Origin of the sequence: Pseudomonas arabinosi (genome assembly GCF_047758675.1) — a bacterium.
GTDB lineage: Bacteria > Pseudomonadota > Gammaproteobacteria > Pseudomonadales > Pseudomonadaceae > Aquipseudomonas > Aquipseudomonas arabinosi.
In genome coordinates this window covers 1781538-1805159 of record NZ_CP180480.1, presented here as the reverse complement: position 1 = coordinate 1805159, position 23622 = coordinate 1781538, and the positions used below count along the sequence as shown (strand labels likewise).

The window sequence follows — 23622 nt, the reverse complement described above, 5'->3', positions numbered from 1 at the left end:
GCTGATCCCGTTCGTTTTTGCCCTGATTTCAAATTTTTGTCTGCAACCCCCAGGTTGCGGCAGCACCCCGTTTCACGCCTAAAAACTAGAGAGACCCGAGCACATGACACCTTCCACTACGCAATACTGGTTCCCCAGCCTCATCGCCGTTGCACTGGCCAGTACGGCTCTGCCCGCCATGGCCGAGGAGTCAGGCTTTGTCGAAGGTGCCAAGGTCAACCTGAACCTGCGCAACTTCTACATCAATCGCAACTTCACCAACCCGACCAAAGCTCAGGGCAAGGCAGAAGAGTGGACACAAAGCTTCATCCTCGACGCCAAGTCCGGGTTCACTCAGGGCACCGTCGGGTTCGGCATGGATGTGCTGGGGCTGTACTCGGTAAAACTCGACGGCGGTAAGGGCACGGGCGGTACGCAGTTGCTGCCGCTGGATCACGACGGTCGCCCGGCGGACAACTTCGGTCGCACCAACGTGGCGTTCAAGGCCAAGTTGTCGCAGACCGAAGTGAAGGTGGGCGAATGGATGCCGGTGCTGCCGATCCTGCGTTCAGACGACGGACGTTCCCTGCCGCAAACCTTCCGTGGTGGTCAGATCACCTCGAAGGAAATCAACGGCCTGACGCTCTACGGCGGCCAGTTCCGCGCCAACAGCCCGCGTGACGACAGCAGCATGAACGACATGTCGATGACCGGAAAACCAGCGTTCACCTCCGACCGTTTCAACTTCCAGGGCGGCGAATACGCCTTCAACGAGAAGCGCACCCAGATCGGTATATGGAACGCCGAACTCAAGGACATCTACAGCCAGCAATACGTGAATCTGATCCACAGCCAGCCCATCGGCGACTGGACCCTGGGCGCCAACCTCGGTTTCTTCTACGGCAAGGATGACGGCAGCGCCCGGGCCGGCGAGCTGGACAACAAGACCTGGTCAGGCCTGTTCTCGGCCAAATACGGCGGTAACACCTTCTATGTCGGCCTGCAAAAACTTACCGGCGACAACGCCTGGATGCGAGTCAACGGCACCAGCGGCGGCACCCTGGCCAACGACAGTTACAACGCCAGTTATGACAATGCGAAAGAAAAATCCTGGCAGGTACGTCATGACTACAACTTCGTCGCCCTCGGCATTCCCGGCCTGACCCTGATGAACCGCTACATCAGCGGCGACAACGTCCACACCGGCACCATCACCAACGGCAAGGAATGGGGCCGCGAAAGCGAACTGGGTTACACCGTGCAGAGCGGCGCGCTCAAGGACCTCAACCTCAAATGGCGCAATTCGACCATTCGCCGTGACTTCAGCAACAACGAGTTCGATGAGAACCGGTTGATCGTCAGCTATCCGATCAGCCTGCTATAACCGCGTTCAGGCAGCGACCGCAGGATTAAGGCGGTCGCGTGCCTCTCACCGCTGGTCGGTACAAACTGGCGCTTTGTGTGTTCACAGATACAGTCAGGAAGCGTGTTTAATTCTCCATCCTGATGTAGGAGCCCCTTTTTTCTTCCGTTATCTCCGGATGCTGTACGCGAAGCTGCCATGACCACGGAGGTCAGGTATGAGCAAGCGAATAGTTATCGTCGGTGGCGGCGTAGGTGGAACCATGTTGGCCAATCAACTGGCCAGCAAGCTGTATCCAGAAATCCTGCGCGGCGAAGTCTCGATTGCACTGCTGTCCAATTCCCCCGATCACTACTACAAACCTGCGTTCATGTACGTGGCGTTCAATCAGTTCTTTGAAGAAGAACTCAAGCGCCCGGAACGCTCACTGTTGCGCCCGGAAATCAGCTTTTACGTCGAAGAGGTCACGGGTTTCGATTTCCCCGGACAATGCCTGAGAACCCGCAACGGCAAGCGCTATGGCTATGACTTTCTGGTCATCGCCACCGGTTGCGTACCCGCGCCGGAGCGCATCGAAGGCTTGAAAGAAGCCGGCGACCACTTCTACCAATATCAGCCCGCCCGGCAGTTGGCAGAACGGCTGAGCACGATAAAAAAAGGCCGGATCTTCATCACGGTGTCTTTCCCGCAGACACCCAACGTGCCGCACCAATGCGGCATTGCGCCGGTAGAAACGACGTTGATGCTCGACGACTTCCTGCGTCGTCGGGGCGTGCGGGACCAGGTGGAAATCGTCTACACCTACCCGACCACGGCTCAGTTGCTGCGTAACTGCCTGTTTCTGCAACGCCCCACCGGGGAAATCCTGCCCGGCATTTTCGAGCAGAAGAACATCCGCTTCCAACGCGGCTTCACCCTCAGCCGTGTCGATCCCGAGCGAAAAATCGCCTACTCCGAAGAAGGCGAAGAGCAACCCTTCGACATCCTGATGGCGACACCGCCGATCCGCGCTGTCGATGCGGTGCTGGAGTCCGGAGCGTCGCAAGCGCCCAACAACGAAGGCTGGCTGCCGACCCACCACGAGACCTTGCAGGTCTACGGCCTGGAACACGTCTACGTGATTGGCGACACCGTCGATCTGCCGGTGAGCAAGGCCGGTGGTTCCTGCCATAACCAGGCGCCGGTCATCGCCAACAACATTGCCGCCGAGATTCGCCTCGGCGCGCCTAATAGCGTCTACGACGGGCGGGTTCAGGCCGTGGCCCAGATGGGTCTCAACGCCGGTATGCCGCTGTGGTACGACTACGCCCGTGACGTCCTGCCGACTCCGCCGACCAAACTCGGCGGTCTGCTGAGAAATGGTTTCAATCGTGGCCTGTACTGGGCGGTTGCCCGTGGAATGCTTTGATTGCTCAGGGAGGCGTAAACCGTGACAAACCTATCAGATGAAACACTGGCGACCAGCGCTGCCGGCCTGCCAGAGTCGCCGGGGCTCACCGCCTTGATGGCAAAACTTCAGCCGCTGATCGACGGCGGTCGGCTCGACAACATTGTCGATGTGCTCTCGCTGGTCTCGGACATGACCGACCTGCTGGACGCAGCGATGGTGGAAAAACTGGCGCGGCTGTTCGAAAACGCTACGGCAGCCACCTGGACAGTCAGTAACGCCGTGCGCCTGGCCAAGGCCGAGGTCGCCGCCGCCCCCGAGCCGCCGGGGGCCTATGCGTTGATCAAACTGCTGAACGACCCGGACACGCGCAAAGGCGTGGCGGTTGTCCTGAAAACACTGAATGTCATCGGAAGGCAGCTGTAACCGCCAGAGAGGATCACCTCATGAGCGTCAAACTTGAATCGGCAGGGAAAGCCTGCACCGACTGGGACGCCAAGACGTACCAGCAGTTTTCCCGCCTCAGGCAACGACCGGTCAATGAATTGCTGGACCGTGTCGAACTCAAACAGCCCAAGCGCATCTACGACCTGGGATGCGGCACCGGCATCGCCACGCAACTGTTGGCCAAGCGTTGGCCTCGAGCGCAGTTGCAGGGCATCGACAGTTCCAAGCAAATGTTGGACGAGGCCCGTTGCCTGCCGATCAAGGCGTTGTGGAAACAGTGCGATCTACTCGACTGGCAACCCGAACAACCGGCGGACCTGCTGTTCGCCGCCGCCGTATTGCACTTCGTCAGTGGTCACGAACAGTTGTTGCCGCGACTGCTCGGCCAGCTCAATCCGGGTGGATGCCTGGCGGCGCACATGCCCGACTGGCGGGATGCGCTGTGGTATCAACTGATGCTCGACACCCTTGAAGAGGCAGGCCCCGGTGGCAAACCCCTCGGCACCCCGCAGTTGCGCGACGCCATGGCTGCGCGGCCGCTGTTGTCGTTGGAAAGTTACTACCGGCTGCTCTCACCGATCACCCAGACACTGGATATCTGGGAGACTGAGCAGCTACAGGTTGTCGACGGCAAGTCGCCGATCTATGACTGGGTCAAAGTCTCGGCGCTAAGGCCGGTGATGCAGGGACTGAAGGACGATGAGCAGGCGCGGTTCATCTACCACTACCTGATGCGCGTGCATGCGCATTACCCGCCGGAGAGCGACGGGCACACGTTGTTTCCGTTCAAGCGGATCTTTATTGTGGCTACTGTGTAGGCCATGGCATCGCCATCGCGAGCAGGCTCGCTCCCACAGTTGACCGAGTTCCTCCAGGGAGAATGAGGTCTAATGTGGGAGCGAGCTTGCTCGCGATGGCGACAGCTCAGACACCGAAAATCCCGAAGATCACTCCCGCGATTCAACCCCCAATTCATCCCACACCGACTCCGCCAGGTGAAACGTCGCATTCGCTGCCGGAATGCCGCAGTAGATTGCGCTCTGCATGATCACTTCCTTGATCTCGCCGCGGGTCACGCCGTTGTTCGCGGCGGCGCGCAGGTGCAGTTTGAGCTCTTCGTTGCGGTTCATGCCGATCAGCATGGCCATGGTGATCAAGCTGCGGGTATGACGCGGCAGGCCCGGACGGGTCCAGATGTCGCCCCAGGCATGGCGGGTGATCATTTCCTGAAACTCCGAGTTGAACTCGGTCAGCGCGTTCAGGCTGCGGTCGACATGGGCGTCGCCGAGTACCGCGCGACGGACTTTCAGGCCTTCGTCGTAACGTTGTTTCTCGTCCACAAAAAAAACCTCAATGACCTGACAAAAACGCCAACACGCGCTCGCTGAACGCAGCGCCAGCCTGGACGTTGGACAAGTGCGCCGCATAGAACTCAGCGTACTCGGCGCCCTGCACATGTTCCTGAATGAAGTGCCCGCCGGACGGCGGCGTGACCGCGTCTTCGGTGCCGGCGATGACCAGCAGCGGCACCTTGATCGAGGACAACTGATCGCGGAAATCGGCATCGCGCACGGCGGCACAATTCGCGGCATAGCCTTCGGGCGAGGTGGCCGCGAGCATGTCAGTAATCTTCTTCGCGGCAGCAGGATTGGTTTCAGCAAAATCCGCGGTGAACCAGCGCGCAATCGACGCATCACGCAGCGCGACCATGGCGGCCGGACCGTCACGCAGCACGGTTTCAATGCGCGGGTTCCATACCGACGGATCACCGATTTTCGCTGCGGTGTTGCACACCACCAGTTTGTTCAGGCGATCACCAGCGTTGATCCCCAGCCACTGGCCAATCAGCCCGCCCATGGACAGACCGCAGAAATGCGCGCGTTCGATGTGCAACGCATCCAGCAGCGCCAGCACGTCATGGCCCAGTTGCTCGATGCTGTACGGCCCCGGCGTGACCAGCGATTTGCCATGGCCACGGGTGTCGAAACGCAGCACGCGAAAATGCTCGGTGAACGCCGCAATCTGCGCGTCCCACATGTGCAGGTCGGTGCCCAGCGAGTTGGACAACACCAGCACCGGCGCATCCGCCGGGCCATCGAGTTGCGGCCCTTGAATTTGGTAGTGCAGTTCGCCCTCGGCGAGTTGTACGAAAGCCACAGCAATCTCCTTCAGGCAGTCAACGCAGAATGTTCAGCCACCGCTCGCTCGACCCAGGTATGGGCCTGACCGAGGTAGTGGGCGGGGTCCAGCAGATGATCGAGTTCAGCAGGCGTCAGTTCGGCGGTCACTTGCGGCTCGTCGCCGAGTACCGCTCGCAGATGACGTTGTTCAGCCACTGCGCGCTTGCAGCATTGCTCCAGCAAATGGTGCGCTGAGTCGCGCCCCACTCGTTGAGCGAGGACGATGCTCACTGCTTCGGCGAGCACCAGCCCTTGAGTCAGATCGAGGTTGCGGGCCATGCGCTCGGCGTCCACTTCCAGTCCGTCCGCTACCAGCCGCGCCTGCTTCAGGCTGCCGGACACCAGGCAACAAATTTCCGGCAGGGTTTCCCACTCGGCATGCCACAGGCCCAGGCTGCGCTCGTGTTCTTGAGGCATGGCGCTGAACAGGGTCGAGAGCAAACCAGGTAACCGAGTCGCCGCACTGATCAGTACCGCCGCGCCCACCGGATTGCGTTTGTGCGGCATGGTCGAAGAACCACCCTTGCCCGGCGCAGAAGGCTCGAACACTTCAGCCGCTTCGGTCTGCATCAACAGGCTGATGTCGCGCCCCAGTTTGCCGAGGCTGCCGGCGATCAATCCCAGTACCGAGCCAAACTCCACCAAGCGGTCTCGCTGGGTGTGCCAAGGTTGATCCGGCAGTGTCAGTTTCAGTTCTTCGGCCAGCGCTTGGGCAATCGGCATCGCCTGCTCGCCGAGGGCCGCGAGGGTTCCAGAGGCGCCGCCGAATTGCAGCACCAGCAGCCGCGGTTTGAGTTCGCGCAGACGCTGACGACTGCGAGTGACGGCGCCCAACCAACCGGCGATTTTCATGCCGAGGGTGACGGGTGTCGCGTGCTGCAACCAGGTGCGCCCGGCCAGCGGTGTGGCGACGTAACGCTGGGCTTGGGCCGAGAGGGTTTCGCCCAGTTGCGCCAGATCGCTTTCGATCAGCTCCAGTGCCCGGCGCAGTTGCAACACCAGACCGGTGTCCATCACGTCCTGGCTGGTCGCGCCCAGATGCACGTAGCGCTCGGCTTCGGCGTGGTTGGCCGCGATCTGTTTGCCCAGCGCCTTGACCAACGGAATCGCCGAATTGCCCGCCGTGGCAATCGCCTCGCCGAGGGCGGCGAAGTCGTAATGCCCGGCCTGGCAGGCCGCTTCAATCGGCGCGACAGCCGTCTGCGGAATCAGCCCGACTCGCGCCTCGGCCCGCGCCAGTGCTGCTTCGAAATCAAGCATCGCTTGAACCCGACCCTGATCGCAGAACACCTCACGCATGTCGCGGGCAGTGAAATAGGCATCAAACAATTGATTGCCCGGTCGCTCGTTCATATACAGTCCCTGGAGGCGTGGGCCGGTCAGGCCCACGGGTAAAGATCAAAGGTCGTTTTCCAAATACTTCGCCTGTTTCGGCAAGCGCAGGCTGAACAGGAACGCCACCGCCATCATCACCGTCACGTACCAGTAGAAGGAGTTTTCCATGCCCACGGCCTTGAGGCTCAGGGCCACGTATTCCGCCGAACCACCGAAGATTGCATTCGCCACCGCGTAAGCCAGGCCGACACCCAATGCGCGCACTTCCGGCGGGAACATTTCGGCTTTTACCAGGCCGCTGATGGAGGTGTAAAAACTGACGATCGCCAGCGCCACAGTAATCAGCACAAAGGCCAGGAACGGACTGCTGACGCTTTTCAGGCTCAGCAGGATCGGCACGGTGAACAACGTCCCCAGCGCGCCGAACCACAACATCGAGTTACGTCGGCCGATCTTGTCCGCGAGCATGCCGAACAGCGGCTGCATGCACATATAAAGGAACAGTGCGCCGGTCATGATGTAGCTGGCGGTCTTGGCCTGCATGCCGGCGGTGTTGACCAGGTACTTCTGCATGTACGTGGTGAAGGTGTAGAAAATCAGCGAGCCACCGGCGGTGTAACCGAGCACGGTAATGAACGCCGCCTTGTGGTCGCGAAACAGCGCACGGATGCTGCCGGCGTCCTTGTTTTCACGCATTTCCTTGCTGCTGGTTTCCTTGAGCGAACGGCGCAGGAACAGCGAAATCAACGCCGCCGCCGCACCGACGACAAACGGGATCCGCCAGCCATAGGCGCGCAAGTCATCCTCAGTGAGGAACTGTTGCAGGATGACCACCAGCGACACCGCCAGCAGTTGCCCACCGATCAGCGTCACGTACTGGAAGGAGGCGAAGAAACCGCGCTGGCCTTTGAGGGCGACTTCGCTCATGTAGGTCGCGGTGGTGCCGTACTCACCGCCCACCGACAACCCCTGAATCAGGCGGGCGAAAAGCAGCATGATCGGCGCCCAAACGCCGATGTCCTTGTAGGTCGGCAGGCAAGCGATGAGTAACGAACCGAAGCACATCATCAGAATCGAGATCAACATCGAATTCTTGCGCCCGTGCTTGTCCGCCAGCCGGCCGAAGATCCAGCCGCCGATGGGCCGCATCAGGAACCCGGCGGCGAATACGCCAGCCGTATTCACCAGCTGCACAGTCGGGTTATCGGACGGAAAAAAGGCAGGGGCGAAATAGATCGCGCAGAAGGCGTAGACGTAGAAGTCGAACCATTCGACGAGGTTGCCGGACGAGGCGCCGACAATCGCGAAGATCCTTTTGCTGCGCTCTTCACCGGTGTAGTGCGCTGTAGTAGCGGTGTTAGTTGTCATTGTTTTTTACTCAATGGGGACTGTGAGAGTCTAGACACACTTTGCAACAGTCCCGTTCCACAGATGCATTAGCGATGTAGATCCCTGTGGGAGCGGGCTCGCTCCCACAGGTTTTGTGGCGTTCTCTCAATAATCGAAGAACACCGTCTCGGCATCGGTGCCCTGCAGAATCACATTCCACTGGTACACACCGGACGCATCCTTCTTCGCCAGCAACGTGCTGCGACGTTCAGCCGGCACACATTCCAGCAGCGGATCCGCCACGTTGGCCGGTTCGCCATCAAAGTAGATCCGCGTCAGCAAGTGCTTCACCAATCCGCGAGCAAACACCAGCACCACCAGATGCGGCGCCTGAGTCGTGCCTTTCAAGCCTTCCACCGTGCCCGGTTTGATCGTGGTGAAGCGGAAGCGCCCTTCTGCATCCACCGGCACCCGGCCAAACCCTTCGAAGTTCGGGTCCAGGGGTTTGTCCTGATCGTCTTCGGGGTGGTCATACTTGCCGGCGGCGTTGGCTTGCCAGACTTCCAGCATCGCGTCGTTGACGACGTCGCCGTTGCCATCGATGACTTGCCCGGTAATCGCCACGCGCTCGCCCAGGGTTTGTTCGACGGTCAGGTCTTCGCGGTTCAGCCAGGTCAAACCGATGTGGTAATACGGCCCGACGGTGTGGGAGGTGGTCGCGTTCAGCGTCATCTTATTTCTCCATCGGCGTGGCTTCGCGGCCGCGCAAGACGATGTCCCAGCGATAACCGAGGGCATAGGAAGGGATGGTTTTTTCCAGGTCGAAACTGGCGATCAAACGCTCTTTGGCGCTGGTATCGGGCACGCAGTTGTAGATAGGGTCGTAGGCCAGCAGCGGATCGCCCGGGAAATACATCTGCGTGACCAGGCGCGTCAGAATGCTCGGGCCAAACAGCGAGAAATGGATGTGCGCCGGGCGCCACGCGTTGTGGTGGTTGCCCCACGGATAGGCGCCGGGCTTGATGGTCTGGAACTGGTACCAGCCATCGGCGTCGGTCACGGTGCGGCCGGTACCGGTGAAGTTCGGGTCCAGCGGCGCATCGTGCAGGTCGCGATCATGGTTGTAGCGACCGGCGGCGTTGGCCTGCCAGATCTCCACCAGAATCCCTGGCACCGGCAAGCCATCTTCATCCAGCACGCGGCCGTGAATGATGATGCGCTCACCCAATGGCTCGCCCTTGTGCTGGGCGGTCAGGTCGTTGTCCTTCTCCTGCACCCGCTCGGCGCCGATAGTCGGACCGGTAATTTCCGACAGCGAATGGGGCAAAAACACCAACGGCTTGGACGGCGAGCGACGGTTGGTGGATTGATAGGCCGGGTGCAGGTATTCCGGCTGGGTGCCCTCTTGCGGGCGGCGGTAACCAGGCTTGTCAGTCATGAAGCATTCCTCAGTTCTTATTAGTGACGCAGCACGTCAGACCCGTTCGATCGCCAGTGCCAGACCCTGGCCCACGCCGACGCACATGGTCGCCAGGCCTTTCTTGCCACCGGTCTTTTCCAGCTGATGCAGCGCGGTCAGTACCAGGCGGGCGCCGCTCATGCCCAACGGATGGCCCAAGGCAATGGCACCACCGTTCGGGTTGACCTGGGCAGCGTCGTCCGCCAACCCCAGTTCACGCAGCACCGCCAAACCTTGGCTGGCGAACGCTTCGTTGAGTTCGATCACGTCGAAATCGCTGACGGCCAAGCCGAGGCGCTCGGTCAATTTGCGCACCGCCGGCACCGGGCCGATGCCCATTACACGCGGTGCGACACCGGCACTGGACATGCCCAGTACTTTGGCACGAGCCGTCAGACCGTGCTTTTTCACCGCTTCGGCCGAGGCCAGAATCAACGCTGCGGCACCGTCGTTCACCCCGGAAGCATTGCCGGCGGTGACGGTTTTGTCGGGACCGTTGACCGGTTTCAGTTTGGCTAGGGTTTCCAGCGTGGTGTCGGCGCGAGGATGCTCATCCTGGCTGACGACACTTTCACCCTTCTTGTGGGCAATGCGCACTTCAACGATTTCTTCGGCGAAAAATCCTGCGGCTTGCGCGGCGGCTGTCCGCTGCTGACTGCGCAGTGCGAAAGCGTCTTGATCCTCGCGGGAAATTTCGTAATCGTCAGCCACGTTGTCGGCGGTCTGCGGCATCGCATCCACGCCGTATTGGGCTTTCATCAACGGATTGATGAAACGCCAGCCGATGGTGGTGTCTTCCACCTTCATGTTGCGCGAGAACGCCGCATCCGCCTTGCCCATCACGAACGGTGCGCGGGACATCGACTCGACGCCGCCGGCAATCGCCAGCTCCATCTCGCCACTGGCGATGGCGCGGAAGGCAGTGCCGATCGCGTCCATGCCCGAGGCGCAGAGGCGATTGAGAGTCACGCCCGGAATGGTTTCCGGCAGGCCCGCCAGCAACAACGCCATGCGCGCCACGTTGCGATTGTCTTCGCCGGCCTGGTTGGCGCAACCGAGGAACACCTCGTCCACCGCGTTCCAGTCCACCGACGGGTTGCGCGCCATCAACGCCTTGATCGGCACGGCGGCCAGGTCGTCGGCGCGAACCGCCGACAGACCACCGCCGAAACGGCCGATGGGGGTGCGAATCGCATCGCAGATATAAACGTCACGCATCAGGCTTCTCCGGGTGCTTGGCCATGGGCCGCGGCAGTGCGGGCTTCCAGATCCCTGAGTGCCTTCAGTTCAACCTCGGTCGGCTCGGCGGTGTTTTCAACATGATCGGCGAAGCGAATCGCCCAACCGGTGGCGGCGACCACTTGCTCGCGGGTCACGCCTGGGTGCAGCGCGGTGACCACGAATTCATGGGTATCCGCTTCCGGCTCCATGATGCACAGGTCGGTGATGATGCCGACCGGACCGGCGCCCGGCAGGCCGAGACGCTTGCGCGAATCACCGCCCTCGCCGTGGCCGACCGAGGTAATGAAGTCGAGTTTGTCGACAAAGGAACGCGCCGACTGCTTGAGGATGATCAGCACGCTTTTCGCAGAGCCAGCGATCTCCGGCGCACCGCCGGCACCTGGCAGGCGGACTTTCGGCGCGTGGTAATCGCCAACGACCGTGGTGTTGATATTGCCGAAGCGGTCGACTTGCGCGGCACCGAGGAAACCGACGTCGATGCGCCCGCCCTGCAACCAATAGCGAAAAATCTCACCGGTCGGGACGACGGTGTCGGCGGTTTCCGCCAGTTCACCGTCACCGATCGACAGCGGCAGTACGCTCGGCTTGGCACCGATCGGACCCGATTCATAGATAAGGACTACATCCGGCGAGGAAGTCAGACGCGCCAGGTTGGCGGCTTTCGACGGCAGGCCGATGCCGACGAAGCACACCGAACCGTTTTTCAGACGGCGGGCAGCGGCGACGGTCATCATTTCATTGGTGGTGTAAGTCATTACTTGGCCTCCGAAGCAGCGGCCAGTTTGGCCTGGAACTCACTGAAGTCAGCGCAGCCGTGGATGTACTCGTTGATCCACGCGGTGAAGGTTTCACGGTCGCGGGCAATCGGGTCCCAAGCCTGGTAGAAACGGTTATCACGCTCGTTGTAGCCGTGAGCGTAGGACGGATGCGCGCCACCGGGAACGTGGCAGACCGCGCTCAACGCCCAGGTCGGCAGAACGCAGGAGTTCATCGGTGCATTGAGGTCGTCGACGATTTCCTCGACGGTGACGATGCAGCGCTTGGCAGCCAGTGCCGCTTCTTTCTGCACACCGAGAATGCCCCAAAGCAGCACGTTGCCTTTGCGGTCGGCTTTCTGTGCGTGAATCACGGTGATGTCCGGGCGCACCGAAGGCACGGCCGCCAATACTTCACCGGTGAACGGGCAAGTGACGGTTTTGATCAGCGGGTTGACCTTCGGCAGGTCGGAGCCGGCGTAAGCACGCAGCACCGCGAACGGTAGGCCGGAAGCGCCAGCGACGTAGGCATTGGCCAGGTCAGCGTGGCTGTGTTCTTCGATTTCCAGCGCGTGCGGCCACTGCTTCTCGACGGCGTCACGCAGGCGATGCAGCGAACCGACGCCCGGGTTTCCGCCCCAGGAGAAAATCAGCTTGCGAGCACAACCGGCGCCGATCAACTGGTCGTAGATCAGGTCAGGCGTCATCCGCACCAGGGTCAGGTCTTTCTTGCCCTGGCGAATGATTTCGTGACCCGCTGCCGTAGGGATCAGGTGAGTGAAGCCTTCGAGCGCGACCGTATCGCCGTCGTTTACGAATTGCTTCACCGCGTCGTGCAGCGAAAGGATTTCAGCCATGGGGCAGGCTCCCGTTTTGTTATGAACCGACAGTGGAAGAAAAAGGCGCGATGCGCAGCGCCGGAATGACTGAAGAGTAAGCCCCTGAAAATCGTCTAACAATCCGATAATCGACTGAGTGTTCGTTTATCGAACACATTGTTGTCTGGCTACCGATCTCCACACTGATCGATTAAAAGCATCGCGAGCAGGCTCACTCCCACAGTTGACCGCGTTCCCCTGTGGGAGTGAGCCTGCTCGCGATGAGGGCCGCAGGTTCAACGAAAAATCAGAAGCCTGTCCTCAAGTCGCATCCGCATGGCTGACCATGCCCTTGATCACCACCGCCGTGGTCGCCAATGCCGCTGGAATCACCAGCGCTGTCAGCACCTGCTCGAAGTTCCAGCCCAGGCCCAGCAGCGTTGCGCCCATCCACGCACCAAGGATCGCGCCAAAGCGGCCAATCCCGAGCATCCACGACACCCCGGTCGCCCGCCCCTGCGTCGGATAAAACCGCGCCGCCAGTGAAGGCATCGCCGATTGCGCACCGTTGACGCACATCCCGGCCACCAGCACCAACGTCGCCAATAGCGTGATGTTGCCCAGGCTCTGCCCTACCGCGTAGGCAAACACCCCGGCGAATAGATAGAAAATGCCGATAACCTTGTGCGGATTGAACCGGTCCATCGCCCAGCCCACGCCCACCGCGCTCAATACCCCGCCAAACTGGAACAACGCGCCGATGAATGCCGACTGCTCCATGCTCGCGCCACTGTCTCGCATCAGCGTCGGCAACCAACTGGTCAGCAGATAAACGATCACCAGTCCCATGAAATAGGTCAGCCACAACAACAAGGTGCCGGTGCTGTAGGTGCCGGAGAAGATCACCGCGAACACGTTGCGGGCCTTCACGGTTTTCTGTTCTGGCACGCTGAAGCTGCAAGCCTGAGCGACGACGACTGGATCGATGGGCGCCAGAGTCTTGCGCACTTTGTCAGTGCCGCGATTGCGGACGACGAGGTAGCGCGCCGATTCCGGCAGCCAGAACAGCAATACGACGGCGAGGATCAGCGGCAAAATCCCGCCGATCATCAGCAGACTGTGCCAGCCAAACGCCGGGATCAGTTTGGCGGAAATGAAACCGCCGCCCGCCATGCCGAGGTTGAAGCCGCAGAACATGCTGGTCACCAGCAGGGATTTCTTGCGCTCCGGGGTGTATTCGGACAGCAGCGTCGTGGCGTTCGGCATGCCAGCGCCAAGGCCCAGGCCAGTGAGGAAACGCAGCACCAGCAGCTGATCGACGTTGGTGCTGTATGCCGAAGCCAGGCTGAACGCGCCGAACAACAGCACCGCGCCCACCAGTACGATTTTTCGCCCGAAACGGTCAGCCAATGGGCCAGAACCCAGTGCGCCGAAGACCATGCCGATCAACGCCGCGCTCATCACCGGGCCGAGACTGGCGCGGTCGATGCCCCAATCCTGAGACAGGGCGGGCGCGATGAAACCCATGGCCGCCGTGTCGAGGCCGTCGAGGAAAACAATCAGGAAACACAGGATTACCACTCGCCATTGGTAGCGCGAAATGGGTTGAGCATTGATGAAGGACTGCACGTCGAGGCAGTTTCCTACAGCAGACTGAGGCTGGTTCATTATTTTTATTCCACGCAAGAACGCAGTCGGATTGGAGCCAGCCAAGGCTGGCGCTGCCGCGACATTAGTGATCTTGGGGAAAGAGCGTCAATTCGATAAACGCGACTCTGTGCGTTTATCGAACAGCTTAGGCAAATGGCTTACGCAAAGAGTTGCGCGCTGAGGTCGCGGCTCGCGCTCAGAAGGCCGGGCAGGAAACGTTGTTCCAGCTCGTTGCGGCTGACTCGACCGGCGTGGGTACTGACGTTTAACGCCGCCACGACTTGGCCGGAAGCGTCGTACACCGGAACGGCAATCGAGCGCAGGCCTTGTTCCAGTTCCTGATCGACGATGCACCAGCCTTGCTGCCGCACCTCTTGCAGGCATTCGAGCAACGCCTCGGGGGTGTGCAGGGTTCGGCTGGTCTTGGCTTGCAGCTCTGCATGGTCGAGGTACTCGCGCAGTGACGTATCGTCCAGCGCCGCGAGAAGAATCCGACCCATAGAGGTGCAATAGGCTGGCAGACGTCCACCCACCGACAGGTCGACGGAAATCAGTCGCTGGGTGGTGGCCGAACGAGCGATGTACAAGATGTCATCGCCTTCCAGAGTGGCCATGTTGCAGGCTTCATGAAGTTGCTCACTCATGCGGTCCAGATAGGGCTGAGCGGAAACCGCCAGCGGCGTCGAGGACACATAGGCATGGCCGAGTGTCAGCACTTTGGGCAGCAGCGAATAGGTGCGGCCGTCGGTGGTGGCGTAGCCGAGTTTGATCAGCGTGTGCAGGCAACGTCGCACAGCGGCGCGAGGAATTTCCGTACGGTGACTGATCTGGGCGATGGTGAGGTGACGTTTGCGCTCCTGGAACGCTTGCACCACGGCCAGGCCACGGGCCAGGGATGTCATGAAATCCGGGTCGCCGGTCAGTGCCTGGATCCGCTTGGCGGGCGAGGCCACGATCGGGGGCGCCACTGAAGCGAAGGAGTTGCGCATTTGATCGTTCATATAAGGTCCTTTTCCCACACGGTTCAGCGGCTATTACAAGCGGCAGCCGGTCCCTCACACAAGCCCGAGCAGCCAAGATTGTGCGATTATCGAACCACCGACCGGTAATCGCAATCGGTCCCGTCGATTATTGAACGGGCTTGCACCTGTTTTTACACTGGCTCTGACGCAGACTAGAAGGGTCGATGTTATTGTCCTAACTTGTTCGACTTAATGGCGTCAGAAAGACATCACTGTAACGTCGCGCCGCCGAACGACCTAGTTAGCCGTATAAAGTTGCGAGTAACAAAACAATCACACATCAAGACCCACTTTTAACTCTTTGGCGATAGTGTTCTTTGAATCGACCGCTATAATGCAATACAGTGGTGACCGGTTATTAATTGCCGATTCCGCCACCCGGTAGCGCGATGCTCCATCGTCGTTGCCCGCAGCAAGCGCCTGACACTCATTTCATATGCTTCGCCAAGGCGTTCGCTGAAACAGGAATCTGATGCTGCGTCAGCTATTTATCTCTGGTGTCGTGGCCGCCTGTAACATGGAAGTAGTTGATCGCAATGCCGTAAAAAATGATGCCTTTGCGGGCCTTGTCCTTTCGGCGAGCGTGGTCAAATACATTTGATGCAGCGCGTTTCACCAGAATTTATCTCAACTCAATCAGGTAGCACTGTGACGAAAGACGAACTGCGCGCGGAACTTGAGCGCCAGGAACAACGTTACAAGGAAGTTTACGGCGGGGAAGTCACCACCTACGCCGCTCAGCCCGAACCGGAACGCAAACCCTGGCGTAAACGCGCCACCGTTCAGGATCAGGCTTTCACTCAAGAATTACAGAAAATGGAAAAGGAACTCAAAGCCGAAGAGCCATAAGCCCTCGGCCTGAATCCTTTCAAGGGTCTGCGTCTGCACCCGTTAAAAGCGGGATGTATCGATGATGCCTTTCGCGCCCGCTACCAGCGGGCAGCGGCCACCTCACCCCCCCCGGATGAGGCAAATGGCTCATGTATGGCCCTCTTTTCAGATATTTCACACAAGCGTTAAAACCTCTTGCTCCTACGAGAGGACCCCTTGTGGCTGCGGCCTTTTCAAAGAAATTCAATGACTTGCAAAACCCAGTAAAAACCTGGGGCTTGGGCCGCTGCCACAAATTAATTCGTTGAAGAATGTTACCGATGAGCACCTAGTGCATCGATTAGCAGTCTTTTCTGGCATAATCGCGCCCCCTTACGACCGGGTCAGAAAACCTTCATGATCGATTTATTCAGCGGACTAGATGCTTGGGTGCTTGTGAGCCTCTTGCTCGCCCTGGCCTTTGTCCTCGCCTTCGAGTTCATCAACGGCTTTCATGACACCGCTAACGCGGTGGCCACTGTTATCTACACCAAAGCCATGCCGCCTCATCTGGCGGTGTTCTTTTCCGGTGTGTTCAACTTTCTTGGCGTGCTGCTGGGCGGTGTTGGCGTGGCGTATGCCATCGTTCACCTGCTGCCGGTAGAACTGCTGATCAATGTGAACACCGGTCACGGGCTGGCCATGGTGTTCTCGCTGCTCGCCGCCGCCATCACCTGGAACCTGGGCACCTGGTACTTCGGTATCCCGGCTTCCAGCTCCCATACGCTGATCGGATCGATCCTCGGTGTCGGCCTTGCCAACGCCTTGATCAATGATATTCCGCTGGCTGATGGTGTGAACTGGCAGAAAGCGATCGATATCGGTGCGTCCCTGGTGTTCTCGCCAATGGCGGGCTTCCTGGTCGCCGCTCTGATATTGATCGGCCTTAAATGGTGGCGTCCACTGTCGAAGATGCACAAGACACCGGAACAGCGCCGCAAGATCGATGACAAGAAACACCCGCCGTTCTGGAACCGCCTGGTGCTGGTCATTTCGGCCATGGCCGTGAGCTTCGTGCACGGTTCCAACGATGGCCAGAAAGGTATCGGCCTGATCATGCTGGTGCTGATCGGTATCGTGCCGGCGCAGTTCGTACTCGACCTGGGCAGCACAACCTACCAGATCGAACGAACTCGCGACGCGACCCTGCACCTGAGCCAGTTCTACAAGCGCAATGCCGATACTCTGGGTGAATTCCTGGCCTTGGGCAAAAGCGTGGAAGGCGACCTGCCGGAGAAATTTCGTTGCAATCCGAAACAGACCGAACCGACCATCACCGCCCTGCTCGGCACCCTTAAAGGTGTAGCGGACTACCACTCGCTGCCGTCAGAAAGCCGCATCGAAGTGCGTCGCTACCTGCTCTGCCTGGACGACACGGCGAAGAAAGTCAGCAAGCTTCCTGGCCTCGCCCCCCGTGAAAAGGCAGACCTGGACAAGCTGCGCAAAGACCTGACCACTACCACCGAATACGCCCCGTTCTGGGTGATTCTGGCGGTCGCCCTGGCCCTCGGCCTGGGTACCATGGTGGGCTGGAAGCGCGTGGTTCTGACCATCGGTGAGAAGATCGGCAAGCAGGGCATGACTTACTCCCAAGGCATGTCGGCACAGATCACTACCGCGAGCCTGATCGGCATGGCCAACATCTTCAGCCTGCCGGTTTCCACCACCCACGTCCTGTCCTCGGGCGTGGCCGGCACCATGGTCGCCAATAAAAGCGGCCTGCAAGGTGGCACCGTCAAAACCATCCTGCTGGCCTGGATCCTGACCCTGCCAGCCACAGTGGCCCTTTCGGCCGGCCTGTTCTGGCTGGCGTCGAAGGCACTGGGCAGCTGATCCATCGCTGAGTAATGAAAAAGCCCGACCATTGAGTCGGGCTTTTTTGTGGGCGCAATTTCTAATTCAAGGGTGAACCCTTGTGGGAGTGAGCCTGCTCGCGATGGCGGCGGCACATCCAGCATTAACGTGACTGACACACCGCTATCGCGAGCAGGCTCACTCCTACAAGGGTTTTGTATTGCCAGATCTAAATTTCAGGCAAAAAAAAGGGCAACCGAAGTTGCCCAAAATGCCTTGCGTGCTCATTGCTTCCAGAAAGACCTACGGTTTGCGCTTATGCGAATCCTTCCAGATGAAATATCCAAACCCTGCAAAAAACAGAACCATGAGGCCGACTGTCAGCACTCCGGCGATCACCACGTTGTCGAAAAACATGACTGGCCTCCTGCACTTGCCTTGTTGCGATAGGGCTAAGTTAACCAATCAGGCAGGAGAAGAAATTGACCGGGATCAATGTCGCCCGAGACTGGGCGTAAAGGAGGGGGAATAACTGACCTGCATCAACCGATGCAGGGTGTTTCAACGCTTTTTCGGTTTGTTCTTCGGTTTCTTCTTCGCTTTACCCAGCGGCATGGCGTGCTCGAACGCCTGGCGTACTTCGTTCAGGCGCTTTTCATTAAGGTCATGAACCCGCTTGGCGCGTTCGGCGTTGAGGTCGATCAGCTTGTCGTCTTGGCTCATGGTGCTCAGTGCATCGCTTGGAATGAAGTTCAGTTGCCGTATTTGCTGGCAGGGATGCACCAATAATGCGGTCTGATGGCAGCGCTGACCAGCCACAACCTCAAATCTGGATATCGACCCATAACCCCTGCCGCGGTTGATCGTCCATCAATGGCGCCACTGGCACGGTATTGTCGGCGTTGAGCTCGTCACCGGGAATCGCCAGGTGTTCTTCAGGATCTTCATCGGCTTCACGGCGGCGCCTTTGCTGTTCCTGCTTGCGGCGCTGTTCCTCGCGCAGCTGAAACGCCGCCTCTTGCGGATCGCGCTGTTGCAGGTCGATAGTGCTTTCGTTGGAGCTTTCCTGCACCGGCACCACGGGGGGAATATCCGGCCGCTGGCGAATCGGATCCTGCTGTGAGGTGATTGGCACGGCACTCAAGGGGAGCATCGGTGGCAGCATAATTATTAGTCTCCTGTCAGCAGGCTGTCGGCTGCGGGGATGGCGACTTGAGCCATCGGTCGCAAACTGTGACCCGTTTGGCACCAATAGGTGCCCCGACCTGCAAGCGTTGCTCGTTGGACTAACGTAAGACTGCGAGTTTTTATGAGAGTCCTTTGGCCCTGAAGCCCTCATTCCGTTAAGATAGCCCGCTTTTTCAAGGTGGGAGTCAGGCAGCATGGCGCAGCAGTATCAACCGGGGCAACGCTGGATCAGTGACAGCGAAGCCGAGCTGGGTTTAGGCACCGTTCTGGCACAGGACGGCCGCTTGTTGACCGTGCTCTATCCGGCCACTGGCGAGACTCGCCAGTACGCGCTACGGAATGCGCCCCTCACCCGCGTGCGGTTTTCGCCGGGTGACTCGATCACTCACTTCGAAGGCTGGAAACTGACCGTACAAGAAGTCGACGACGTCGACGGCCTGCTGGTTTACCACGGCCTCAACGGGCAGAACGAAGTGGTTACCCTGCCGGAAACCCAACTGTCGAACTTCATTCAGTTCCGTCTGGCCAGCGATCGTCTGTTCGCCGGGCAGATCGACCCGCTGGCCTGGTTTTCCCTGCGATACAACACCCTGGAACACACCAGCCGCCAATTGCAGTCCGCACTTTGGGGCCTCGGTGGCGTGCGTGCGCAACCGATCGCGCACCAGCTGCACATCGCCCGTGAAGTCGCCGACCGCATTGCACCGCGGGTTTTGCTGGCAGACGAAGTGGGCCTGGGCAAAACCATCGAAGCCGGTCTGGTGATCCATCGCCAACTGCTCTCGGGCCGCGCCAACCGCGTGCTGATCCTGGTTCCGGAGAACCTTCAGCACCAGTGGCTGGTCGAGATGCGCCGCCGCTTCAATCTGCAAGTTGCGCTGTTCGACGAAGAACGCTTCATCGAAAGCGATGCCGCCAACCCGTTCGAAGACACCCAGCTCGCGCTGGTTGCACTCGAGTGGCTGGTGGAAGACGAGAAGGCCCAGGACGCGCTGTTTGCCGCCGGTTGGGACCTGATGGTCGTCGACGAAGCGCACCACCTGGTGTGGCACGAAGACAAGGCCAGCCCGGAGTATTCGCTGGTTGAGCAACTGGCCGAAGTCATTCCCGGCGTCCTGCTGCTGACCGCGACCCCGGAACAACTGGGCCAGGACAGCCACTTTGCGCGTCTGCGCCTGCTCGACCCGAACCGTTTCCATGACCTGCACGCCTTCCGCGCCGAGAGCGAAAACTATCGCCCGGTGGCCGAAGCCGTTCAGGAGTTGCTGGACAAGGGACGCCTGTCGCCTGAAGCGCACAAGACCATTCACGGGTTCCTCGGCAACGAAGGCGAAGCCTTGCTGACTGCGGTCAACGATGGCGACACCGAAGCCTGCGCCCGCCTGGTCCGCGAACTGCTCGACCGCCACGGCACCGGCCGCGTGCTGTTCCGCAACACCCGCGCCGCCGTGCAGGGTTTCCCGGAGCGCAAGCTGCATCCGTACCCGCTGCCATGCCCCGACGAATACCTCGAACTGCCGCTGGGAGATCACGCCGAGCTGTACCCGGAAGTCAGCTTCCAGGCCCAGCCGGACGCCAACGAAGAAGAACGCTGGTGGAAATTCGACCCGCGCGTCGAGTGGCTGATCGATCAGCTGAAGATGCTCAAGCGCACCAAAGTGCTGGTGATCTGCGCCCACGCCGAAACCGCCATGGACCTGGAAGATGCCCTGCGCGTGCGCTCCGGCATCCCGGCCACGGTCTTCCACGAAGGCATGAACATCCTCGAGCGTGACCGCGCCGCGGCCTACTTCGCCGACGAAGAATTTGGCGCACAAGTGCTGATCTGCTCGGAAATCGGCAGTGAAGGTCGTAACTTCCAGTTCTCGCACCACTTGGTGCTGTTCGATCTGCCATCGCACCCGGACCTGCTCGAGCAGCGTATCGGTCGTCTGGACCGGATCGGCCAGAAGCACATTATCGAACTGCACGTGCCGTACCTGGAAACCAGCCCGCAAGAGCGCCTGTTCCAGTGGTACCACGAAGCGCTGAACGCGTTCCTCAACACCTGCCCGACCGGCAACGCCCTGCAGCATCAGTTCGGCCCGCGCCTGCTGCCGCTGCTGGAAAATGCCGACGACGGCGAGTGGCAAGCGCTGATCGACGAAGCCCGCGCAGAGCGCGAGCGCATGGAAGCCGAGCTGCACACCGGCCGTGACCGCTTGCTGGAACTCAATTCCGGCGGCGCTGGCGAAGGTGATGCACTGGTCGAGGACATCCTTGAGCAAGACGACCAGTTCACCCTGCCGATCTACATGGAAACCCTGTTCGACGCCTTCGGCATCGACAGCGAAGACCATTCGGAAAACGCGCTGATCCTCAAGCCGAGCGAAAAAATGCTCGACGCCAGCTTCCCGCTGGGCGACGACGAAGGCGTGACCATCACTTACGACCGCAACCAGGCGCTGTCTCGCGAAGACATGCAGTTCATTACCTGGGAGCACCCGATGGTTCAGGGCGGCATGGACCTGGTCTTGTCCGGTTCCATGGGCAACACCGCCGTGGCGCTGATCAAGAACAAGGCGCTGAAACCTGGCACCGTGTTGCTGGAACTGCTCTACGTCAGCGAAGTGGTTGCTCCGCGTTCGCTGCAACTGGGCCGTTACCTGCCGCCGGCCGCCCTGCGCTGCCTGCTCGATGCCAACGGTAATGACCTGTCGGCCCGGGTGTCGTTCGAAACCCTTAACGATCAGCTGGAAAGCGTGCCACGTGCCAGCGCCAACAAGTTCATCCAGGCCCAGCGCGATCAGCTGACGCCTCGGATCAACGCCGGCGAAGAGAAGATCTTCCCGCGTCACGCCGAGCGCGTGGCTGAGGCGCAGCGTCGCCTGGCCGCCGACACCGACGAAGAACTGGCGCGCCTGACCGCGTTGCAAGCGGTCAACCCGACCGTGCGTGACAGCGAACTGGTTGCCCTGCGCAAGCAACGCGAGCAAGGCCTGGCCATGCTCGACAAGGCTGCGCTGCGACTGGAAGCGATTCGGGTGTTGGTGGCGGGTTAACGCCCCTGCTCTACCCCGCTAAAACAAAGAAGGCCCGCAGCGATGCGGGCCTTTTTTTGTCTGCTTGATTGTTAAGGTGTTGCTGATGACCTCATCGCGAGCAGGCTCGCTCCCACAGGGGAATGCATTCCAAATGTGGGAGCGAGCTTGCTCGCGATGGCGGTTACGCAGTCACCGGAGTACCTTCAGGCTCAACCACCGCCACCAACCCTTCCTTCATCCGCTTGGCATCGCGCACAAAACACCGCGAAGCCAGGAACAGAAACACCATGGTGAAAAACAGCGCCACCGGGATCAAATACATCGCGTCATGCAAACCGACAGCCTTGAACGCCTCTGTCATCTGTTCAGCACCGGCCGAGAGCATCGCGGTATGCGCAAAGTAGTCGGACAATGCGCCCACCACCACCGGCCCCAAGCCACCACCGAGCAAATACAACCCGGCAAAGAACAGCGCCATGGCCGTAGCCCGCAAGCGCGGCTCGACTACGTCCTGAATGGCGGTGTAAACGCAGGTATAGAAGTTGTAGGCAAACAACCAGCCCACACTGAACACCGCCACAAACACGCCGATCTCGATCCGCCCGGAATGCAGCGCCCAAGCCGTGCACACCGTCGAGATGATCAAGCTGAACGCGGCAAACAGCAGTCGCCCATTAGCCACCCGCTGGTGAATCTTGTCCGCCACCCAACCGCCCAGTGTCAGGCCGAACAACCCGGTCACGCCGACGATCACCCCGGTCGCCACCGCCGCTTCCTGCAACGGCATCAGGAAATAACGCTGCAGCATCGGTACCAGAAACGAGTTGCAGGCATACGTGGCGAAGTTGAAACACAGCCCCGCCATCACCAGCCACAGGAAAGTCGGCACCGCCAACACCCGACGGATCGGCCGGTCGACTCGCTCCTGCGAGACTTGCACACTCTCTGCGGCGCCGCGTTTCGGTTCCTTGATGAAGAACATGAAGACCGCCAGGATCAGCCCCGGCACTGCCGCGATAAAGAACGGCGCGCGCCAGCTGTCGAAGGCCTTGACCATCCAGCCGATGGTGAAAAATGCCAGCAATAACCCCAGCGGCAAGCCGAGCATGAAAATACCCATCGCCCGTGCACGGCGGTGAGCCGGGAACAGGTCGCCGATCAGCGAGTTGGCGGCCGGTGCGTAACTGGCTTCACCGATGCCGATACCCATGCGAACGATCAGGAAAGCCCAGAAACTCCCCACCAGTCCGTTGACCGCTGTTAGCCCGCTCCACGCCGCCAGGCCCCAGCCCATCAATTTACTGCGCGAACCGGTATCGGCCATCCGCCCAAGAGGCAGGCCGGCAATGGCATAAACGAGGGTGAATGCGGTACCGATGATCCCCAGCTGAAAGTCGCTGAGGTGCCATTCCATGCGGATCGGTTCGATGATGATGGCTGGAATGGTGCGGTCGAAGAAGTTGAACAGGTTGGCCAGGAACAGCAGGAACAGAATGCGCCAGGCATTCGCCGCTTGGGTCGAGTTCTGCATGGGTCCGTCTCTTTTATTGTTATTGGGGCTTCACTGCCTGCGCATCCGAGCCCGGAACCTGCAATCTAGTCAGACCCGCCAGAGCTGTCTGTCATTATTTGTAAAGCTGATATCCGCCCATGGAAGATGTCGCAGCTGATACAACATTTATTTCAAAACGCTCTAACGCTCATTCCAAAATGGTTAGGGCCCAAGTGCCACTATCGTTTGCACTCTAAACATGCCTTCTATACTCCAAAGCATTCGCCAG

At 60.0% G+C, this 23622-nt stretch carries 23 protein-coding genes; 8 read left to right on the top strand and 15 right to left on the bottom strand.

Annotation, left to right across the window (positions count from 1 at the left end):
* Window positions 1-103: 103 nt before the first annotated feature.
* From ACMXYJ_RS08370 to ACMXYJ_RS08355, 4 genes are all read left to right on the top strand, one after another.
* Window positions 104-1363, top strand: a complete 1260-nt coding sequence (locus tag ACMXYJ_RS08370) for an OprD family porin (RefSeq protein WP_415759423.1) — start codon at window positions 104-106, stop codon at window positions 1361-1363.
* A gap of 196 nt (window positions 1364-1559) precedes the next feature.
* Entirely contained in the window at window positions 1560-2750 is a 1191-nt protein-coding gene (locus ACMXYJ_RS08365) for an NAD(P)/FAD-dependent oxidoreductase (protein ID WP_415759422.1), read from the top strand.
* A 21-nt stretch (window positions 2751-2771) separates the two neighbouring features.
* Window positions 2772-3155, top strand: coding sequence for a DUF1641 domain-containing protein (locus ACMXYJ_RS08360; RefSeq protein WP_415759421.1), 384 nt, complete (start codon window positions 2772-2774; stop codon window positions 3153-3155).
* Between the two features lie 20 nt (window positions 3156-3175).
* Window positions 3176-3994, top strand: a complete 819-nt coding sequence (locus ACMXYJ_RS08355; RefSeq protein ID WP_415759420.1) for a methyltransferase domain-containing protein — start codon at window positions 3176-3178, stop codon at window positions 3992-3994.
* Window positions 3995-4123: 129 nt separating this feature from the next.
* On the opposite strand, the gene pcaC is transcribed toward ACMXYJ_RS08355, so the two are convergent.
* From pcaC to pcaR, 11 genes are all read right to left on the bottom strand, one after another.
* Complete coding sequence (pcaC, locus tag ACMXYJ_RS08350) at window positions 4124-4516, bottom strand: 4-carboxymuconolactone decarboxylase (protein WP_033060940.1); 393 nt, start codon at window positions 4514-4516, stop codon at window positions 4124-4126.
* Between the two features lie 10 nt (window positions 4517-4526).
* The gene (pcaD, locus tag ACMXYJ_RS08345; RefSeq protein WP_415759419.1) at window positions 4527-5333 is read right to left on the bottom strand and encodes a 3-oxoadipate enol-lactonase; all 807 of its coding nucleotides are present in this window, start codon (window positions 5331-5333) and stop codon (window positions 4527-4529) included.
* Window positions 5334-5344: 11 nt separating this feature from the next.
* Window positions 5345-6709 carry a 3-carboxy-cis,cis-muconate cycloisomerase gene (locus tag ACMXYJ_RS08340; RefSeq protein ID WP_415759418.1) on the bottom strand — a complete coding sequence of 455 codons (1365 nt, stop codon included), beginning with the start codon at window positions 6707-6709 and terminating at the stop codon, window positions 5345-5347.
* Between the two features lie 45 nt (window positions 6710-6754).
* On the bottom strand, window positions 6755-8059 hold the full coding sequence (locus tag ACMXYJ_RS08335) for an MFS family transporter (protein ID WP_415759417.1): 1305 nt from the start codon (window positions 8057-8059) through the stop codon (window positions 6755-6757).
* Window positions 8060-8185: 126 nt separating this feature from the next.
* The gene (gene pcaG, locus ACMXYJ_RS08330; RefSeq protein WP_033060947.1) at window positions 8186-8752 is read right to left on the bottom strand and encodes a protocatechuate 3,4-dioxygenase subunit alpha; all 567 of its coding nucleotides are present in this window, start codon (window positions 8750-8752) and stop codon (window positions 8186-8188) included.
* A 1-nt stretch (window position 8753) separates the two neighbouring features.
* Window positions 8754-9458, bottom strand: coding sequence for a protocatechuate 3,4-dioxygenase subunit beta (pcaH, locus tag ACMXYJ_RS08325; RefSeq protein WP_095128008.1), 705 nt, complete (start codon window positions 9456-9458; stop codon window positions 8754-8756).
* Window positions 9459-9494: 36 nt separating this feature from the next.
* Window positions 9495-10700, bottom strand: a complete 1206-nt coding sequence (pcaF, locus tag ACMXYJ_RS08320) for a 3-oxoadipyl-CoA thiolase (protein ID WP_415760694.1) — start codon at window positions 10698-10700, stop codon at window positions 9495-9497.
* Window positions 10697-11476, bottom strand: coding sequence for a CoA-transferase subunit beta (locus tag ACMXYJ_RS08315; RefSeq protein ID WP_415759416.1), 780 nt, complete (start codon window positions 11474-11476; stop codon window positions 10697-10699). The genes pcaF and ACMXYJ_RS08315 overlap by 4 nt, the downstream gene beginning before the upstream one ends.
* Window positions 11476-12333, bottom strand: a complete 858-nt coding sequence (locus ACMXYJ_RS08310; protein WP_007947285.1) for a CoA transferase subunit A — start codon at window positions 12331-12333, stop codon at window positions 11476-11478. Before ACMXYJ_RS08310 ends, ACMXYJ_RS08315 begins: the two co-directional genes overlap by 1 nt.
* A gap of 282 nt (window positions 12334-12615) precedes the next feature.
* Window positions 12616-13962 (bottom strand): MFS transporter, encoded by a 1347-nt coding sequence (locus tag ACMXYJ_RS08305; RefSeq protein ID WP_415759415.1) that lies wholly within the window; start codon window positions 13960-13962, stop codon window positions 12616-12618.
* 140 nt (window positions 13963-14102) lie between these two features.
* Entirely contained in the window at window positions 14103-14945 is an 843-nt protein-coding gene (gene pcaR, locus ACMXYJ_RS08300) for a pca regulon transcriptional regulator PcaR (protein WP_008147316.1), read from the bottom strand.
* Window positions 14946-15438: 493 nt separating this feature from the next.
* Here pcaR and ACMXYJ_RS08295 point away from each other — a divergent pair, with 493 nt between their 5' ends.
* The 3 genes from ACMXYJ_RS08295 (at window position 15439) to ACMXYJ_RS08285 (ending at window position 17669) form a co-directional block, all read left to right on the top strand.
* A complete protein-coding gene (locus ACMXYJ_RS08295; protein WP_415759414.1) occupies window positions 15439-15567 on the top strand; it encodes a hypothetical protein in 129 nt (42 codons plus the stop codon).
* A gap of 47 nt (window positions 15568-15614) precedes the next feature.
* A complete protein-coding gene (locus tag ACMXYJ_RS08290; protein WP_007935837.1) occupies window positions 15615-15815 on the top strand; it encodes a hypothetical protein in 201 nt (66 codons plus the stop codon).
* 378 nt (window positions 15816-16193) lie between these two features.
* On the top strand, window positions 16194-17669 hold the full coding sequence (locus ACMXYJ_RS08285; RefSeq protein ID WP_415759413.1) for an inorganic phosphate transporter: 1476 nt from the start codon (window positions 16194-16196) through the stop codon (window positions 17667-17669).
* Between the two features lie 264 nt (window positions 17670-17933).
* Here the strand turns inward: ACMXYJ_RS08285 and ccoM are convergent, their stop codons facing one another.
* The 3 genes from ccoM to ACMXYJ_RS08270 all read right to left on the bottom strand — a co-directional run bounded on the left by ccoM (window position 17934) and on the right by ACMXYJ_RS08270 (window position 18795).
* Window positions 17934-18047: a cytochrome c oxidase subunit CcoM gene (ccoM, locus tag ACMXYJ_RS08280; RefSeq protein WP_054046898.1), complete on the bottom strand. Its 114-nt coding sequence runs from the start codon at window positions 18045-18047 to the stop codon at window positions 17934-17936.
* A 144-nt stretch (window positions 18048-18191) separates the two neighbouring features.
* Entirely contained in the window at window positions 18192-18353 is a 162-nt protein-coding gene (locus ACMXYJ_RS08275) for a hypothetical protein (protein WP_095128014.1), read from the bottom strand.
* Between the two features lie 100 nt (window positions 18354-18453).
* Window positions 18454-18795 (bottom strand): aspartate-semialdehyde dehydrogenase, encoded by a 342-nt coding sequence (locus tag ACMXYJ_RS08270; RefSeq protein WP_415759411.1) that lies wholly within the window; start codon window positions 18793-18795, stop codon window positions 18454-18456.
* 217 nt (window positions 18796-19012) lie between these two features.
* On the opposite strand from ACMXYJ_RS08270, the gene rapA reads away from it, so the two are divergent.
* A complete protein-coding gene (gene rapA / locus ACMXYJ_RS08265) occupies window positions 19013-21859 on the top strand; it encodes an RNA polymerase-associated protein RapA (RefSeq protein ID WP_415759410.1) in 2847 nt (948 codons plus the stop codon).
* Between the two features lie 163 nt (window positions 21860-22022).
* On the opposite strand, the gene ACMXYJ_RS08260 is transcribed toward rapA, so the two are convergent.
* The gene (locus tag ACMXYJ_RS08260; RefSeq protein ID WP_415759409.1) at window positions 22023-23372 is read right to left on the bottom strand and encodes a spinster family MFS transporter; all 1350 of its coding nucleotides are present in this window, start codon (window positions 23370-23372) and stop codon (window positions 22023-22025) included.
* Window positions 23373-23622: the final 250 nt, after the last annotated feature.

Coding starts and splice junctions, on each gene's coding strand:
- ACMXYJ_RS08370 (WP_415759423.1), top strand. CDS start 104: ATGACACCTTCCACTACGCAATACTGGTTCCCCAGCCTCATCGCCGTT.
- ACMXYJ_RS08365 (WP_415759422.1), top strand. CDS start 1,560: ATGAGCAAGCGAATAGTTATCGTCGGTGGCGGCGTAGGTGGAACCATG.
- ACMXYJ_RS08355 (WP_415759420.1), top strand. CDS start 3,176: ATGAGCGTCAAACTTGAATCGGCAGGGAAAGCCTGCACCGACTGGGAC.
- ACMXYJ_RS08340 (WP_415759418.1), bottom strand. CDS start 6,709: ATGAACGAGCGACCGGGCAATCAATTGTTTGATGCCTATTTCACTGCC.
- ACMXYJ_RS08335 (WP_415759417.1), bottom strand. CDS start 8,059: ATGACAACTAACACCGCTACTACAGCGCACTACACCGGTGAAGAGCGC.
- pcaG (WP_033060947.1), bottom strand. CDS start 8,752: ATGACGCTGAACGCGACCACCTCCCACACCGTCGGGCCGTATTACCAC.
- pcaH (WP_095128008.1), bottom strand. CDS start 9,458: ATGACTGACAAGCCTGGTTACCGCCGCCCGCAAGAGGGCACCCAGCCG.
- ACMXYJ_RS08315 (WP_415759416.1), bottom strand. CDS start 11,476: ATGACTTACACCACCAATGAAATGATGACCGTCGCCGCTGCCCGCCGT.
- ACMXYJ_RS08310 (WP_007947285.1), bottom strand. CDS start 12,333: ATGGCTGAAATCCTTTCGCTGCACGACGCGGTGAAGCAATTCGTAAAC.
- ACMXYJ_RS08305 (WP_415759415.1), bottom strand. CDS start 13,962: ATGAACCAGCCTCAGTCTGCTGTAGGAAACTGCCTCGACGTGCAGTCC.
- pcaR (WP_008147316.1), bottom strand. CDS start 14,945: ATGAACGATCAAATGCGCAACTCCTTCGCTTCAGTGGCGCCCCCGATC.
- ACMXYJ_RS08295 (WP_415759414.1), top strand. CDS start 15,439: ATGCTGCGTCAGCTATTTATCTCTGGTGTCGTGGCCGCCTGTAACATG.
- ACMXYJ_RS08285 (WP_415759413.1), top strand. CDS start 16,194: ATGATCGATTTATTCAGCGGACTAGATGCTTGGGTGCTTGTGAGCCTC.
- ccoM (WP_054046898.1), bottom strand. CDS start 18,047: ATGTTTTTCGACAACGTGGTGATCGCCGGAGTGCTGACAGTCGGCCTC.
- ACMXYJ_RS08275 (WP_095128014.1), bottom strand. CDS start 18,353: ATGAGCCAAGACGACAAGCTGATCGACCTCAACGCCGAACGCGCCAAG.
- ACMXYJ_RS08270 (WP_415759411.1), bottom strand. CDS start 18,795: ATGCTGCCACCGATGCTCCCCTTGAGTGCCGTGCCAATCACCTCACAG.
- rapA (WP_415759410.1), top strand. CDS start 19,013: ATGGCGCAGCAGTATCAACCGGGGCAACGCTGGATCAGTGACAGCGAA.
- ACMXYJ_RS08260 (WP_415759409.1), bottom strand. CDS start 23,372: ATGCAGAACTCGACCCAAGCGGCGAATGCCTGGCGCATTCTGTTCCTG.